Raw genomic sequence first — 15,139 nt, forward strand, 5'->3', positions numbered from 1 at the left:
GATCAGGCGGGGCGCGGGGCGATGCCGTGGAGCGCGTACTCGACGAGCTTGTCGACGTATTCGTGGGTCAGGGCGCCCGAGCGCATCAGCCAGCGCTGGGCGAGCGGGCTCGCCCACAGCTCCAGGGCGATGCGGGGGTCGACGTCGGGCCTCACCTGCCCGGCGTCCTGGGCCCGGCGCACACGGTCGACGAAGAGCTGGAGCTGCGGTTCGAGGAGTTTCTCCACGAATTCCCGGCCCAGCTCGGGGTTGAGCAGCCCCTCGGCGGCGAGCGCGCGGTAGGGGGCGTCGTACTTGGGGTCGTTGAACTCGTCGACGGTGGCCCGCATCACGAACTTGAGGTCGGCCTCCAGGTCCCCCGAGTCGGGGATCTCGGTCTGGACCGTGTCGTGGCCCGCGCTCGCGGCCTCGGCGGCCTGCTCGGCGAGGTCGAGGAAGGCGTCGAGGAGCACGGCGCCCTTGGACGACCACCAGCGGTAGATCGTCTGCTTGCCGACACCGGCGCGGGCCGCGATGGCCTCGATCGTCAGCTTGGCGTAGCCGACCTCGCCGACGAGGGCGAGGGCGGCGTCGTAGATGGCGCGGCGCGAGCGTTCGCTGCGGCGGGTGGAGTCCGGGGTGGTCTTCTGGGCCATGGCGTCGAATGTAGCAGCGCCGAACCGAGACGTACCGTCTAAGCAATACGCGCCGTCTCGCGCGGCAACCACCCGTTCGGTGCACAGCGCGCGAACATCGCAGGACGCACCATGGCACACGCATCATGGCAGTAACCGCCCCACAGGACGCGGCTGCTGCCTCACCATGGACAGCAGCTGACCCACACCGGGCAGCACCTGACCCAGCGGTACGTGAGGAGCCTTCTTTGTCCCGTTTTCCTCGCTCTCCTCGGCGCGCCACACCCCGGCGCTATCTGATGTGCTCACCGGCACACTTCAAGGTCACTTACTCCATCAACCCCTGGATGGATCCCGCGAAGCCCGTCGACGTCCCGCTCGCCGTCGCCCAGTGGGAAGACCTGCGTGACCGCTACCGCTCGCTCGGCCACACCGTCGAGGAGCTCACCCCCCGCCCCGGGCTGCCGGACATGGTCTTCGCCGCGAACGGCGCGACCGTCATCGAGGGGCGGGTGCTCGGCGCGCGCTTCGCCTACCGCGAGCGCGAGGAGGAGGCGGCGGCCCACCTGGAGTGGTTCCGCGCGCACGGCTTCGCCGAGATCCACGAACCCGTCCACATCAACGAGGGCGAGGGCGACTTCGCCGTCACCTCCTCCTACGTCCTGGCCGGCCGCGGCTTCCGGGCCAGTCCGCTCTCGCACGGCGAGGCGCAGGAATTCTTCGGCCGCCCGGTGATCGGGCTCGACCTGATCGACCCGCGCTACTACCACCTGGACACCGCGCTCGCGGTCCTGGACGACGCGGCGGACGAGGTCATGTACTACCCGCCCGCCTTCTCGCCCGGCAGCCAGGCGGTCCTGCGGCGCCTGTTCCCCGACGCGGTGATCGCCGAAGAGGCCGACGCCGAGGCCCTCGGGCTCAACGCCGTCTCCGACGGGCTCCACGTGCTGCTCCCGCAGGCCGCGGTGGGGCTCTTCGGGCCGCTGCGCGAGCGCGGCTACGAACCCATCGGGATGGACCTGGGCGAGTTGCTCAAGGGCGGCGGCAGCGTGAAGTGCTGCACGCAGGAGCTGCGGGCCTAACCCTCTTGGAGTGCGGCCGGGCAGAGCCGGCGCGGCTCGTCGTCGCCCTTGAGGCGGGCGTCGACGCAGCCGCCCGGCAGTCCGCCGTACGCCGTGGTGCCGAAGTTGGCCGTGACGGTCAGCGTGCCGCGGCCGAAGACCGTCCGCTGGACTGTGCGGTCCTTGGTCAACTGCCGGAAGGAGGTGAGCTGTTCGGTGCCGGCCGCCTTGTGCAGGGGCGAGAAGTACTTCTGGAGGGCGGCCAGTTCGGTGCCGTGCTTCCTCAGCGAGGGGCCGTCCAGGACGTAGTTGAGGGGCGTGTTGTACAGCATCGCGAGCAGGGCGCGGGTGGTCTTCTGCGCGGGCAGTTTCTCGTACGAGAGCTCCCAGCGCTCGGTGTTGACGAGCGAGCCGTGCAGCGCGGTCTCGTACAGCGGGACGCGGTAGCGCGGGTCGTACATCGCCTTGGCGAGTCCGGCGGGGAGGTCGACCGGCTTGAAGAAGACGCCCGGCGCGCTCTCCGGGTAGTAACCGCCCCACTTCTCGCGGTCCTTCTGGAGCTTCCACATGCCGTCGGCGACCGGCGTCGCCCCGCCGTGGTCGAAGGCCAGGGCCCTGTTCGCCCAGGGCTGCGCGGTCTCCGAGCCGAGGACGAGGCCGGTGTCCGCGATGCGCCGCATCCGCGCGAGGCGGTTCGCGCGGTCCTCGGCCTTGGTCATGCGGTGGCCCTTGCCGTGGTCGCGGAAGAGTTCACCGGTGGCGTCGACGTCGAGGAAGTAGCTGTCGGCGCCGTTGGCGACCATGGAGCGGGTGCGGTCGGCGAGGTAGTGGTGCTTCTTCTCCGCCCGCTCGAAGGCCTGTGAGCTGACGTAGCAGCCACGTCCGCCGAAGCCGGTCACCGGCCCGCCCTCGGCGTCCCGTACGCAGAAGTCCGGGTAGACGGTGCCGGGCCAGACGGAGTTCGGGGCATCGGCGGTCTTCGGGTCCTGGCCGTTGGCGAAGGAGTCGTAGGGCCCGATGAGGTACCCGGCCTGCTTCGCGGCGCTCACCGCCGCCTTGTCCGGGTACGGCTTCCCGTCGTAGCCGAGCCACATCCGGTCGATGCCGAGCCTTTTGAGCTGCTCGATCCCGGTGGTCTTGCGGGCCTCACCCCAGGTGTAGGCGTGGAAGGCGCCGAGAAGGCGGCCGGTGGCGGGGTTCGCGGCGATCTTCCGCTTGAGGCTGCCCAGCCGGCCGCGCTCGGCGAGGTAGGAGCGGTAGTCGGTGGCGGGCGCGACCGGGTTGCCGTCGGTCAGTGCCAAGGTGACGGAGTAGTCGCGGGTGCCGTCGCCGCCGTCGAAGGTGTGCTCGGCCGTGGCGCGCAGCCGGCCGCCGGGGGCGGTGAAGCCGAGGGTCGTGCCGATGCCGGTGGGGGTGAGGTAGCTGACGCCGGTGCGCCCGCCGAGGGAGTAGCCCCACAGTGGCAGGGTCAGATCGGCGCCGACGTCCACGGAGCTGCCCGCGAGCGCACCCTCGCCGGTGGTCCAGAAGGCGTCCTCCAGGGGGATGTCCAGGCCTTCCCCGCGCGGGAGTTGGAGGGCGGACGCGGTGGCGTCGGTGCCGGTGACGGGCCAGCTGACGGCGGTGTCGCGGTGCGCCCTCAGCCGCAGGGAGAGGCGGCCGTGGTCGGTGCGGGCGGTGACGTCGATGCCGCGCTCGGGGTAGCTCCAGCGGGCTCGCTCCTTGCCGGTACGGGTGACCGGGCCGGGTCGGCCGAGGTCGGTGCCGGCGGCTTCGGAGAGGGTGACGTCGCGGCCGTCGCGGGTGTGGGCGCGTACGGCGAGGGAGGCGGTGTCGACGTACGCCGTGCCGCCGTCGACGGCGAGTTCGACCCGGTGGCCGTGCGGGGGCTCGGCGTCGGCGGTGAAGGCGTAGGTGGTGGCTCCGGCCGCGGCGAGGGCAAGGGCGGTGGCGGAGGCGAGGAAGCGGCCGCCCGGCCGCCTGCGGGCGTGGCCGGGGGAACCGGGAGAACCAGTCGTGGCAGTCATGGGGACGTGGATAGTCATCGCTTCTAAGAGGGTTGTGAGAAACGTGGTGAGGAGTGGGTCAACTCCACGTGCCGCGGGCCCTCGTGGTACCAATGCGGGCGCGCGGGAACCACGAACGGCTTTCTCGCGTCGCTCCACGAGAACCGAAGAGCGGGCCCACCCGGGCCCCGGGGGAAGAAGAGGTATCAGCGCAGTGAATCGCATGCGCACGTCCGTCGCGGTCCTGGCCACCGCAGGAGCACTCACCGCAGGTCAGCTCGGCGTCGCGGGCGCCGCTTCCGCGTCGGAGGGGCCGGCCGCACGGGCCGCCTCGGCCGCGCCGAGCGCCGCTCCGCGCAGCTCGGGCTGCCCGATCGACATCGTCTACACGTCCCGCTTCCAGATCGACAGGAACGGGTGGGTGACCAACGGGGGCCTGTACTTCGGACTGAAGAACAAGAGCAGCAAGAGTTTCAAGAAGGTCACCTTCACCGTGACCAACGTGAAGAACATCCGCTTCGGCCGGGCGACGCCCAAGGGCGGCAAGGTCACGCACAAGACGTCCAAGACCGTCTCGGTGTACGACAAGAGCCTCGCGGGCAAGGCCAAGCTCGGCGTCAAGGTGCGGACGCGCCTGCTGAACAAGAACACCTACAAGGTGAAGTTCGCCGTGCGCGGCAACGGCTGGAACTGCGCCGTCGACCAGGGCACCTGGGGCGCCTGAGTCACCCCGCGGACCGGGGCGGCCACGCGTCGCCCCAGTCCGTGTCGCGTGCCGCGCGGTAGAGGGGGCCGTGGCGCTTGGTCACGGTCTCCCTGCGCAGCCGCTCCTCGGCCCCGCACAGGTCGAGGAGCACCTGCCCCTTGCGGATCTGCGGCCGGCGGATGACGCGGTCGACCGGCGGGACCGGGTCGAAGCGGGTCGCCGCGACGTAGCTGAACTTCTCGTCCTCGTACGCCAGTGAGCCGCCCTTGACCTGGCGGTGCAGGGACGACCTGCTGACGCGCGCCGAGAAGTGGCACCAGTCCGTGCCGGGCTCGATGGGGCACGCCGCGCTGTGCGGGCAGGGTGCGGCGACGCGGTATCCCGCCGCGATCAGCCGGTCACGCGCCTCGATGATGCGCGCGTAGCCGTCGGGGGTGCCCGGCTCCACGATGACGACGGCCTGCGTGGCCGCGGCGGCCGCCGCGTCGATGACGGAGCGCCGGTCGGCCTCCGTCAGCTCCTTCAGGACATACGACACGGTGACGAGGTCGGTGTCGTCGATGGCGAGTGACGCCCCGATGCGTTCCCGCCGCCACTGTGCGGAACTCAACTGCGGTGCGGCTTCGGCGAGTTCACGGCCGAGGGCGAGCGCGGGCTCGGCCCAGTCGAGGACCGTGACGGGGCGTACGCCGTCCCAGGTCGCCGCGGCGGCCCAGATCGCCGCGCCGGTCCCGCCGCCGACGTCCACCTGGCTGCCCGGCGCCCATCCCTCGGGCGCCGCGTCCGCGAGGGCGGCGAGGGCGGACCGCACGGCCTCGAAGGTCGCGGGCATGCGGTAGGCGGCGTACGCGGCGACGTCCGCGCGGTCCCGCAGGATCGGCGCGTCAGTCGGGGTGCGTCCCCGGTAGCTGCCGATCAGCCGCTCGACGGCCTGCGCGGCCTGCGTGGGCGGCACCCCGTCCAGCGCCCTCGCGAGGGCGCCGCTCAGGGTTTCGGCCGGGGAGTCGTTCAGGTCGTTCACCCAGCGAGTCTACGGGGACGGGCCCCGTCCCTCGGCGCCATCGCGGGTGCGGGCCGACCTGGGCTGGTCGCGCAGTTCCCCGCGCCCCTGACGGGGCACGAGCACCACCGCCCTCCAGGGGCGCGGGGAACTGCGCGAGCAACCACGAACCACCCGCAGACGCATCCGCGAAACAACCCGGCACACGCGCCTGCGGCTTCTCGTGGGCTGAGCGCGCCGCTCCCCGCCCCCCCTGACGAGGCACAAGCACCACCGCCCTCCAGGGGCGCGGGGAACTGCGCGAACAACCACGAACCACCCGCAGACGCATCCGCGAAACAACCCGGCACACGCGCCTGCGGCTTCTCGTGGGCTGAGCGCGCCGCTCCCCGCCCCCCCTGACGAGGCACAAGCACCACCGCCCCCCAGGGGCGCGGGGAACTGCGCGAACAACCACGAACCACCCGCAGACGCATCCGCGAAACAACCCGGCACACGCGCCTGCGGCTTCTCGTGGGCTGAGCGCGCCGCTCCCCGCGCCCCTTACGGGGCTGCCGCGCGGGCGAGTCTCGTGGCCGCGGCCACGCGGGGGCCGTTGTCCGGGGGCCTGCGCCGCGGGTGCACCGTGTTGCCCAGAAGGATCAGGAACGTGTCGGTCGCCGCGTCGATGACCAGGGACGTTCCCGTGAAGCCCGTGTGGCCGGCCGCGCCGCGGCCCGCCAGTTCCCCCATGAACCACGGCTGGTCGATGGCGAAGCCCAGGCCGGAGCCGGTGAACAGCAGCTCCACGAAGTCGGGGCCGAGGATGCGGGCCCTGCCGTAGGAGCCGCCGCACAGCAGGGTGCGGCAGAACACCGCCAGGTCGCGGGCCGTGGAGAAGAGGCCCGCGTGCCCGGCCACGCCACCGAGCGCCCACGCGTTCTCGTCGTGGACGACACCCCGCAGCATCCCCCGGTCGGCCTTCGCCCACGGCCTGCGCTGGTCCTCGGTCGCGGCGGCGTCCGGGCGGGGCCCGAAGCCGGTCGCCGTCATGCCGAGCGGCCGGGTGATGCCCTCGCGTACGAGGGCGTCCAGGGGGCGGCGGGTGAGGCGCTCCAGGACGTGCTGGAGCAGCAGCATGTTGAGGTCGGAGTAGACGTACTCGCCGGGCTCGGTGACCGGTGCCTCGGCGTACAGGGCCGTGAGGCGCGAGGCGTGGTCCGGACAGTCGTACAGAGGGAGTTCGGGGCGCAGACCCGAGGTGTGCGTGAGCAGCCGGCGCACCGTGATGCCGTGCTCGGCGGCGGCCCGGAACTCGGGGACGTACGCCCCGACCAGCGCGTCGATGCCGAGCGTGCCGCGCTCCAGCTGCTGCACGGCGGCGACGGTGGTGAAGAGCTTGGTGAGCGAGGCCAGGTCGAAGGGCGTGTCGGTGCGCATCGGCACCTGCCACTCGTGCGGCAGCTCGACGCCCGCGTCGGTCGTCGGGTCGTACGAGGCGTAGCGCACCGCCCAGCCCGCAGCGGCCTCGGCCGCGATCACGGGGCCGCGGCCCACGATCACCACGGCGCCCGCGCACCAGGGCCGCTCCCCGCGCGGCAGCTCGCGCACCTCGGCGACGAGGCGGCCGATCTCGTCCGGGTCGAGGCCCGCGCGGTCCGGGGTGTCGGTGCGCAGGAGCCGTGGTGCGCTCAGTGGTCCGCCTCCTCCGTGGGCCCGTGCTGCCAGGGGCGGCACAGTCCCACGAAGCACGCGATGGCCGCCAGCGCGCAGACCAGCTGGACGACGGCCATCGGGACGGCCGTGTCCTCGCCCGCGACGCCCACGAGCGGCGAGGCGATCGCGCCAACGAGGAAGGAGGTGGTGCCGAGGAGCGCGGAAGCGGAACCGGCCGCGTGGGGCGTGCGGGTGAGGGCCAGGGACTGGGTGTTGGGCATGGCCAGGCCCATCGCCGACATCAGGACGAACAGCCCGGCGGCGACGGGGAACAGGCCGACTTCGCCGAAGACGCCGGCCGTCATGAGCAGCAGCGCGGTCGCGGCGACGGTGATGGTCGTCAGGCCGAACGCGAGCGCCTTGTTGAGGCTGACGCGGCCGACGAGGACCTTGCCGTTGATCTGGCCGACGGCGATCAGTCCGACGGAGTTGACGCCGAAGAGGAGGCTGAAGGTCTGCGGGGAGGCGCCGTAGATCTCCTGGATCACGAAGGGCGAGGCGGAGATGTACGCGAAGAGCGCGGCGAACGCGAAGCCGCCCGCGATCATGTAGCCGGTGAAGACGCGGTCGGCAAGCAGCGACCTCATCGTGCGCAGCGCCTCCACCGTGCCGCCGCTGTGCCGCTTCTCGGGGGCGAGGGTCTCGGGCAGGCGCCGCCACACCAGGAGGGTCAGCGCGATGCCGACGCCCGTGAGGACGACGAAGATGCCGCGCCAGTCGGTGAAGCGCAGGACCTGGCCACCGATGAGGGGCGCGACGACGGGGGCGACGCCGGAGATCAGCATCAGGGTGGAGAAGAAGCGGGCCATCTCCACGCCGTCGTACAGGTCGCGGACGATCGCGCGGGCGATGACGATGCCGGCCGCCCCGGCGAGGCCCTGGACGAGGCGGAAGCCGATGAGGAGCTGCGCGGTGGGCGCGAAGGCGCAGATGGCGGTGGCGAGGATGTAGACGAGCAGACCGATGAGGAGCGGGCGGCGGCGCCCCCACTTGTCGCTCATCGGGCCGACGACGAGCTGTCCGAGTGCCATGCCCATCAGGCAGGCGGTCAGGGTCAGCTGGACGGTGGCGGCCGGGGCGTGCAGCGCGTCGGTGACCTCCGGCAGGGCCGGGAGGTACATGTCCATGGAGAGCGGGGGGACGGCGGTGAGGCCGCCGAGTACGAGGGTGACCAGGGCCCCGGTACGGCGGAGGGCGGCGGTGCCCTTGGGCTCCGCCGCCTTCGGTATCTGGTGTTCCGTGGTCTGCCCGCGCTCAGGCATCGCGCCCCTCCCGGTCGATTGGATCCGCCGTCCATGGTCGCAGCTCCGGGCGCGTGGTCGGGACCGGTTCGTGCCCCGGGGGCCTGCTTCGCGGGCGTCGCCCCGGGAGTTTGTGTGACGACCTGAAGTCGCACTCGTTTGGCTTCAGCACCGGGCCGTTCCATCGGACCCCGGCTTCGCGGAAGAAGCCGAAGAACCCGAAGAAGTCGAAGAAGCAGAAGAAGCGGGGGTGACGCGCCATGCGCAGACACCGGCTGGTGCCGGCTGTGCTCATCGGCCTCGCCGCCCTGGCCTTCACCCTGCCCGCGCCGGCCCCGTCGGCCGGTGGCGCCCAGTGCCGTGACACGACGCTGGTCGGGGTGGCGCACCAGGACGACGACCTGCTGTTCATCAATCCGGCGGTCGCCGAGGACTTCGACCGGGGCAGCTGCCTGCGCGTCGTGTACGTGACGGCGGGCGACGCCCATCTGGAGTGGGCGAGCGGGTATGTCGGCCGCCGGGAGAGGGGCGTGCAGCAGGCGTACAGCGCTCTCGCCGGGCGGCCGATACGCCCCGGGGAGCCGACCCCCTGGCAGGTTTCCCCGGTGCGGGCCGGCGGGCGGACCGTGCACGGTATGCGCCTGGACAACGGCCCGCTGCGGCCCGACATCCGGCTGATGTTCCTGCGGCTGCCCGACGGCGGCTGGCGCGAAGAGGCGTCGCGGCGCCGGAGCCTGCTGGCCCTCTTCCAGTCCAGGGTGCGCTCGCTCCGCGCCGTGGACGGCTCCGCCCGGTACACGGAAGCGACGCTGATCGCCACGCTGGCCGCTCTCATCGAGCTCTTCCGGCCGAGCACCGTCCGCACGCTGGACTTCGCCAACACCGCGCTGAGGTCGTCCGGCGAGAGGTGGGCCGACCACAACGACCACGCGGTCACCGGCCGCTATCTCCGCCTGGCGGCCCTCAGAGCGCGTCCGCAGGGGCGGCCGCCGCGCCTGAGGGGATACGAGGGGTACGGGAACGCCGTGCGCCCGCCCAATCTCGACGCCGCCCGAGCCGCCCGCAAGGCCGCCGTGTTCGCGCACTACTACATCCATGACGAGCGGCGGGGGAACAGCTGCCCCGGGCATTACTGCGCGCCCACCAGGAAGGTGGCGCCCCAGTACGAGCGCTGGCTGGAGCGGAGCTACGCGCGCCCGGTACCCGATCCCCGTCCGGGCACCGTCGTCTCCTGGATCGGCTCCACGGCCGCCGGCTTCACCACGTCCGATCTCTGTCTGACGCGGGGCCGAGGCACGGTCCGCACCCTCCCCTGTACCGGCACGGTCCGCCAGCGCTGGCGTCTCACGGACGGCGTTCTGCGGGCGGAGAGAACGTGGAGCGGTGACGTCGGCCCTCGCTGCGTACACGTCGCGGGCCGGGCCGTCGCGCTCGCCTCCTGCGCCCGCGCACCGGCCCGGTGGACGATCACGCCACGCGGGCAGTTGCGCACCGGCGAGAGGTGTCTGACCCAGGACGACCTGCTGCGGCCGCGCCCGGGGCTGCGGCTGGCCGCGTGCGCCACGGGGGACCCGGGGCAGCGCTGGTTCACCCGGTTCCGGTGACGGGTCAACGCGGCGACGGCCCGTTCACCGTACGGAGTGCCCCTCGCGTTCCGAGGCGTGTGCTCACCGGAAGAGGGCCCGGGGCGTGGAAACGTGTCCGGCCTCACCCGATTGCCGACCTGGGCAAGGCTCGATGAAAATCTCCTTTCTGCTGCAGAACGCCTACGGGATCGGTGGCACCGTCCGCGCCACCTTCAACTGTGCCGGTGCCCTCGCCGAGCGCCATGACGTCGAGATCGTCAGCGTCTGGCGCACGCACGACAGGCCCTGTCTGCCGCTCAGCGGAGAGATCCGGCTGCGGCCGCTGATCGACAGACGCCCGAACGCGCCCCGCAACGACCTCGGCAGCGCGCTGCTCGGCACCCCGAGCGCGCTGGTCCCCCCGGTCGAGGCGCGCGGGGCCGGCTTCGACGGCCTCACCGACCGGCGGGTGGCGCGGTTCCTCGGCCGTACCGACGCCGACGTGGTGGTGGCCACCAGGCCCGGCCTGGTGATCTACCTGGCCGCGTTCGGCCGCCGCCATTACCTGCGGGTCGGTCAGGAGCACCGGGTCTACGGCACGCACGAGCCCGGGATCCGCGCCGCACAGGACACCGCCATCGCCGCGCTGGACGCGTACACCACCATCACGGAGGCGGACGCCGTCACGCACCGCAGGCGCCTCGCGGCCACGGGCACCCCGATCGTGGCCGTCCCCAACGCCTCGCCGCCGCCCCTGCTCACCACCGCGCCGGACGGCGAGGCACCGCTCGTCATCGCGGGCGGGCGCCTCATCCCGGTGAAGCGGTACCACCTCCTCGTGGAGGCCTTCGCCACGGTGGCCGCCGCGCACCCGCGGTGGAAGCTGCGGATCTACGGCCGCGGCCCCAAGCACGGCGCGCTGCGCGCCCGCATCGACGAACTCGGTCTGAGCGACCACGTCTTCCTGATGGGCGCCAACCCGTCCCTCGCCACGGAGTGGGCCAAGGGGGCGATCGCCGCCGTCACCTCACGCGAGGAGTCGTTCGGCATGACCATCGTGGAGGCCATGGGGTGCGGCACCCCCGTGGTGGCCACCGACTGCCCCCACGGGCCCGCCGAGATCATCCGGGACGGCGAGGACGGTCTGCTCGTCCGTTCGGGCGACCGTGACGCCGTGGCCGGGGGCCTGCTGAGGCTCATCGAGGACGACGGGCTGCGGCGGGCCATGGGCAGTGCCGCCCGGCGCAGCGCCGAGCGGTACGCGCCGGAGAACATCGCCCGGCGCTACGAGGAACTGTTCGACGGTCTGCGCGCCACCGCCCCGCCCGCCCCGGCCCCGCTCGACCGCCGTGTGGTGGCCGGTGCCGGGCGTGCCCGCGCCGCCGCCCGGCACGCGCTGCGCCGGACCGTCCACCGGGCCCGGCGTTGGCGCTCGGCGGGCCCCGGCCCCCTGCGTCCGACGTCCACCTGCGCGGTCGACGCGGCGGGCGATCTCGTCGTACGGCTGGACCGGGCCGGGCTGCCCGGCGGCGCGTTCACGCTGACGGCGACGTTGCGGGGGTCGGACGGCCGGGGCGGCCATCTGGTCGAGATGCCGCTGCGGCGGCCCGAGAGCGACGAGGAGCCGTGGACGGCCGTGCTGGAGCGCCGGGCCCTGCCGCTCGCGGAGGGCCGCTGGGATCTCCATGTCGTCCGCTCGGACGACGGGGCGCGGCGCCGTGTCGCCTCATCGGCGGTCGAACAGCAGAGCCTGCTGAGCCTGGAGCCGTCGCCGGGAGCGCCGTTCAGCTGGTGGATTCCGTACTCGACCGTCAAGGACAACCTCTCCGTACGGACCTGGCACCGCCCCGCGCACGCGGAGGCGAGCGCCCTGACCACCGACGCGGCGTCGTGCACGGTCGAAGGCACGCTGCACGGCGCGCGGTTCGTTCCGGGGCTGCGTCCCCGTCTCCTCGCCGTCCCGCGCCACGACCCGTCCGCCGCCTTCGAGACCGAGGTGGCGACGCTCGGGGCGGACCGCTTCCGCTTCTGTCTGGCGTACTCCCGTGCGCTGGACGCCTGCGGCGGCGAAGCGGCGACCCTGGACCTGGCGCTGCGGCTGTCCCCCGGGGCCGAGCCGGTCCGCGTGGCGCGCGTCATCGGTGACGTCGTCGACCGCAGGCGCACCGACGTGTATCCGGCCGCCGAGCTGCCCGGCCCCCGGGACGGCGCCGCCGTCTCGGTGCGCCCGCGCTTCACCGCCGCCAACGACCTGTCCCTGGTGGTCAGGGCGGTGCCGGCGGATACGGGCGCCTACGCGGGCCGCAGCCCCGGGTCGCCCGCCTCCGTCACGAAGGACGCCGCCGTCCTGATGGGCGCTCCCGGAGTGGTGACCGACGAGACCGTCTTGAAGTCCGCGCGCGCGGACTGACGGCCGAGGCCGACCGTGACGTAGCCGCGCCGTCCGTTGTAGAACTTCAGGTGCGGGTTGGCCTTGGTGTAGGTCTCCCAGTTGGCCGGCTTGTCGGCGCCGTCCTTGCCGCTGGAGATGGACGTGGCGACGATCTCCGTGCCGAGGGTCCTGGAGGCGGGGTCGTCGAAGTCGGCCTTGATGTCGAAGGCGTAGCCGACGTGCACGTCGCCGGTGAGGACCATGAGGTTCTCCAGGCCCGCCGACTTCGCGCCCGCGAGGACCCGCTCGCGGGAGGCGCGGTAGCCGTCCCAGGCGTCCATGGAGAGCTTCGCCTGCGCGGTCAGGTCGAGCTTGCGCTGGGAGAAGGTGACCTGCTGCGGGACGACGTTCCACAGGGCGCGCGAGCGGCGCCAGCCGTCGATGAGCCAGCGCTCCTGGGTGGCGCCGGTGATGGTGCGCTTCGGGTCGTCCGTCTCGGGGCCGGGGGCGTGGGCCTTGTCGCCGTAGGCCTGGTCGGAGCGGTACTGCCGGGTGTCGAGGATGTCGAACTGGGCGAGGCGGCCCCAGACCAGGCGCCGGTAGAGCTGCGCGTCGGGGCCCTTCGGCAGCTGCGGGCGGCGCAGCGGCAGGTTCTCCCAGTACGCGCGGTAGGCGGCGGCGCGGCGCAGCAGGAACTCGGCCGGGGGGTTGCCGTTCTCGTCGATGTCGTCGGCGTAGTTGTTCTCGGTCTCGTGGTCGTCCCATGTGACGACGAAGGGGTGCGCGGCGTGGGCGGCGCGCAGGTCGGGGTCGGACTTGTAGAGGGCGTACCGCAGGCGGTAGTCCTCCAGGGTCTGCGTCTCCTTGTTGTAGTGGGCGGGCAGCGTGCGGTCGGTGTGGTTGCGCGCGCCGCCGGTGGCGTTGACCGCGTACTCGTAGAGGTAGTCGCCGAGGTGGAAGACGACGTCGACGTCGTCCTGCGCCAGGTGCTTGTACGCGGTGAAGTAGCCGTCGTGGTAGGCCTGGCAGGAGACGGCGGCGAGGGTGAGTGCGGCGGGGCGGCTGCCCGGGGCGGGGGCGGTTCGGGTGCGGCCTGTCTCGCTCACCCAGCTGCCGGCCCTGAAGCGGAAGTAGTAGGTGCGGCCCGCCTCCAGGTGGTCGACCTCCACGTGCGCGGTGTGGTTGAACTCGGGGTGCGCGGTGGTCGTGCCGCGTCTGGCGACGCGCCGGAAGCGGGCGTCGTGGGCGAGTTCCCAGTGGACGGTGACGCGCTCCTTGGGCAGGCCGCCGCCCGGCTGGTAGGGGGCGGGGGCGAGCCGGGTCCAGAGCAGGACGGAGGAGGGCAGCGGGTCTCCGGAGGCGACGCCGAGGGTGAAGGGGTCGGCCTTGATGCGGCGGCCGTCCAGCTCGGCGGCGGCCGCGACGCCCTCGGTGGGCAGGTCGGTGGTGAAGGCGAGCGCGGCGGCGGCGCCCGTGACGGTGAGGAAGCGACGGCGCCCCACGTGGCGGGCGGCGGCCCGGAGTTCGGGTGAGTGCTGCTGGGCTGCGAGTGTCATGTGGCCCTCCCCTGACGATTGCTGTCAGGGGCATGTAAGTGGCGGGGGACGACCTCCGCCTGTCACGTACACAACAGCCGTATGGCGGGCGGATGATGTCCGCGTGGACGGCCCTCCCGTACGCTGCGGGCCCATGAACGCTGAGCGAACTGACCTGCCGGACGCGCCGGAACCCGCCGCGGGGACGGCTGGTGACCATGCCGCGGAGACCGCCGTGGAGGGCGTCGCGACGACCGCCGTGGCCCCCGAGGCGGACAGCACCGCGGGACGCACGGCGGACAGCGCCGCGCAAACCACCACGGACAGCACCGTGGAGCCCGCCGCCGACAGCGCCGTGGGGACCACCGTGGAGGCCGTCGCGACGGCCGCCGTGGTCGCCGAGGCGGAGAGCGTCGTGGAGACCGCCGTGGAGGAGCTCGTGGAGCCCGCCGCGCCGGAGAACCCGCGGATCGCCGTGGTGACCGGCGCCGGCTCCGGGATCGGCCGTGCCGTGGCCCTCGAACTGCTCGCCGCCGGCTGGTCGGTGGCGCTCGCGGGCCGCCGCATGGAAACCCTGGAGGAGACGGCCTCCCTCGCCTCCGCGCGAGGCGGCGCCACCTTGTGCGTACGGACCGACGTGGCGCGGCCGGACGACGTGGCGGCGCTCTTCGCCGTCGTACGCGAGCGCTTCGGGCGCCTGGACCTGCTCTTCAACAACGCCGGTACGTTCGGTCCCGGCGGCGTCCCGGTCGAGGAGCTGCCCTACGACGCCTGGCGCCACGTCGTCGACACCAACCTCAACGGCGCGTTCCTGTGCGCGCAGGCGGCCTTCCGGCAGATGAAGGAGCAGGAGCCGCGGGGCGGACGGATCATCAACAACGGGTCGATCTCGGCGCACGCCCCGCGCCCGCACTCGGTGGCGTACACGGCGACGAAGCACGCGCTGACCGGCCTGACGAAGTCCCTCTCCCTGGACGGGCGCCCGTACCGCATCGCCGTCGGGCAGATCGACATCGGCAACGCCGCGACCGACATGACCGCGCGCATGCAGTCCGGGATCCTCCAGGCCAACGGCGAACTGGCGAGCGAGCCGGTGATGGACGTGGCGGACGTGGCGCGCACCGTGCGGCACATGGCGGAGCTGCCGCTGGAGGCGAACGTCCAGTTCGCGACGGTCCTCGCGACCAACATGCCGTACGTCGGGCGGGGTTGACGCCCCGACGGTTCCGCGCCGGCGAGGGCGGCGCGCGGCCGGGCACGGGAGATCTCCACAAATGGAATCGGACGTACCGCCTCAAGGGCGGCCGACGGGCACCGTATGCTCAGCTTCTCTCCACGAGAACTT

General features: G+C 72.9%; 11 protein-coding genes. 5 read left to right on the forward strand and 6 right to left on the reverse strand.

Features of this window, described 5'->3' with window-relative positions:
• Nucleotides 1-2 precede the first annotated feature (2 nt).
• Nucleotides 3-635, reverse strand: coding sequence for a TetR/AcrR family transcriptional regulator (locus ACF062_RS02705; protein ID WP_392134760.1), 633 nt, complete (start codon nt 633-635; stop codon nt 3-5).
• A 125-nt stretch (nt 636-760) separates the two neighbouring features.
• Between ACF062_RS02705 and ddaH the strand changes: the two genes are divergently transcribed.
• Nucleotides 761-1,696, forward strand: a complete 936-nt coding sequence (gene ddaH, locus ACF062_RS02710; RefSeq protein WP_392134763.1) for a dimethylargininase — start codon at nt 761-763, stop codon at nt 1,694-1,696.
• Here ddaH and ACF062_RS02715 read toward each other — a convergent pair.
• Nucleotides 1,693-3,702 carry a glycoside hydrolase gene (locus tag ACF062_RS02715; protein WP_392134766.1) on the reverse strand — a complete coding sequence of 670 codons (2,010 nt, stop codon included), beginning with the start codon at nt 3,700-3,702 and terminating at the stop codon, nt 1,693-1,695. The two genes, ddaH and ACF062_RS02715, sit on opposite strands and share 4 nt — an antisense overlap.
• Before the next feature lie 202 nt (nt 3,703-3,904).
• Here ACF062_RS02715 and ACF062_RS02720 point away from each other — a divergent pair, with 202 nt between their 5' ends.
• Complete coding sequence (locus ACF062_RS02720; protein ID WP_223774305.1) at nt 3,905-4,405, forward strand: hypothetical protein; 501 nt, start codon at nt 3,905-3,907, stop codon at nt 4,403-4,405.
• Between the two features lies 1 nt (nt 4,406).
• Here the strand turns inward: ACF062_RS02720 and ACF062_RS02725 are convergent, their stop codons facing one another.
• From ACF062_RS02725 to ACF062_RS02735, 3 genes are all read right to left on the reverse strand, one after another.
• A complete protein-coding gene (locus ACF062_RS02725) occupies nt 4,407-5,399 on the reverse strand; it encodes a small ribosomal subunit Rsm22 family protein (protein WP_392136459.1) in 993 nt (330 codons plus the stop codon).
• A 531-nt stretch (nt 5,400-5,930) separates the two neighbouring features.
• Nucleotides 5,931-7,103, reverse strand: coding sequence for a serine hydrolase domain-containing protein (locus ACF062_RS02730; protein WP_392134769.1), 1,173 nt, complete (start codon nt 7,101-7,103; stop codon nt 5,931-5,933).
• Nucleotides 7,058-8,344: a Bcr/CflA family multidrug efflux MFS transporter gene (locus tag ACF062_RS02735; protein WP_392134772.1), complete on the reverse strand. Its 1,287-nt coding sequence runs from the start codon at nt 8,342-8,344 to the stop codon at nt 7,058-7,060. Before ACF062_RS02735 ends, ACF062_RS02730 begins: the two co-directional genes overlap by 46 nt.
• Before the next feature lie 239 nt (nt 8,345-8,583).
• On the opposite strand from ACF062_RS02735, the gene ACF062_RS02740 reads away from it, so the two are divergent.
• Both ACF062_RS02740 and ACF062_RS02745 read left to right on the forward strand, forming a co-directional pair.
• A complete protein-coding gene (locus ACF062_RS02740; RefSeq protein WP_392134775.1) occupies nt 8,584-9,927 on the forward strand; it encodes a ricin-type beta-trefoil lectin domain protein in 1,344 nt (447 codons plus the stop codon).
• A 133-nt stretch (nt 9,928-10,060) separates the two neighbouring features.
• Nucleotides 10,061-12,298 carry a glycosyltransferase family 4 protein gene (locus ACF062_RS02745; protein WP_392134778.1) on the forward strand — a complete coding sequence of 746 codons (2,238 nt, stop codon included), beginning with the start codon at nt 10,061-10,063 and terminating at the stop codon, nt 12,296-12,298.
• On the opposite strand, the gene ACF062_RS02750 is transcribed toward ACF062_RS02745, so the two are convergent.
• On the reverse strand, nt 12,181-13,815 hold the full coding sequence (locus ACF062_RS02750; RefSeq protein ID WP_392134781.1) for an alkaline phosphatase D family protein: 1,635 nt from the start codon (nt 13,813-13,815) through the stop codon (nt 12,181-12,183). The two genes, ACF062_RS02745 and ACF062_RS02750, sit on opposite strands and share 118 nt — an antisense overlap.
• A 418-nt stretch (nt 13,816-14,233) precedes the next feature.
• Between ACF062_RS02750 and ACF062_RS02755 the strand changes: the two genes are divergently transcribed.
• Nucleotides 14,234-15,007, forward strand: coding sequence for an SDR family oxidoreductase (locus tag ACF062_RS02755; protein WP_392136462.1), 774 nt, complete (start codon nt 14,234-14,236; stop codon nt 15,005-15,007).
• Nucleotides 15,008-15,139 lie beyond the last annotated feature (132 nt).

This window comes from Streptomyces sp. NPDC015345, assembly GCF_043078805.1.
In the GTDB taxonomy this organism is placed as follows: Bacteria; Actinomycetota; Actinomycetes; order Streptomycetales; family Streptomycetaceae; genus Streptomyces.

Excerpts from the sequence above, each read along its gene's own strand:
- ACF062_RS02720 (WP_223774305.1), top strand. The coding sequence starts at position 3,905 with ATGCGCACGTCCGTCGCGGTCCTGGCCACCGCAGGAGCACTCACCGCA.
- ddaH (WP_392134763.1), top strand. The coding sequence starts at position 761 with ATGGCAGTAACCGCCCCACAGGACGCGGCTGCTGCCTCACCATGGACA.
- ACF062_RS02750 (WP_392134781.1), bottom strand. The coding sequence starts at position 13,815 with ATGACACTCGCAGCCCAGCAGCACTCACCCGAACTCCGGGCCGCCGCC.
- ACF062_RS02745 (WP_392134778.1), top strand. The coding sequence starts at position 10,061 with ATGAAAATCTCCTTTCTGCTGCAGAACGCCTACGGGATCGGTGGCACC.
- ACF062_RS02715 (WP_392134766.1), bottom strand. The coding sequence starts at position 3,702 with ATGACTGCCACGACTGGTTCTCCCGGTTCCCCCGGCCACGCCCGCAGG.
- ACF062_RS02705 (WP_392134760.1), bottom strand. The coding sequence starts at position 635 with ATGGCCCAGAAGACCACCCCGGACTCCACCCGCCGCAGCGAACGCTCG.
- ACF062_RS02735 (WP_392134772.1), bottom strand. The coding sequence starts at position 8,344 with ATGCCTGAGCGCGGGCAGACCACGGAACACCAGATACCGAAGGCGGCG.
- ACF062_RS02740 (WP_392134775.1), top strand. The coding sequence starts at position 8,584 with ATGCGCAGACACCGGCTGGTGCCGGCTGTGCTCATCGGCCTCGCCGCC.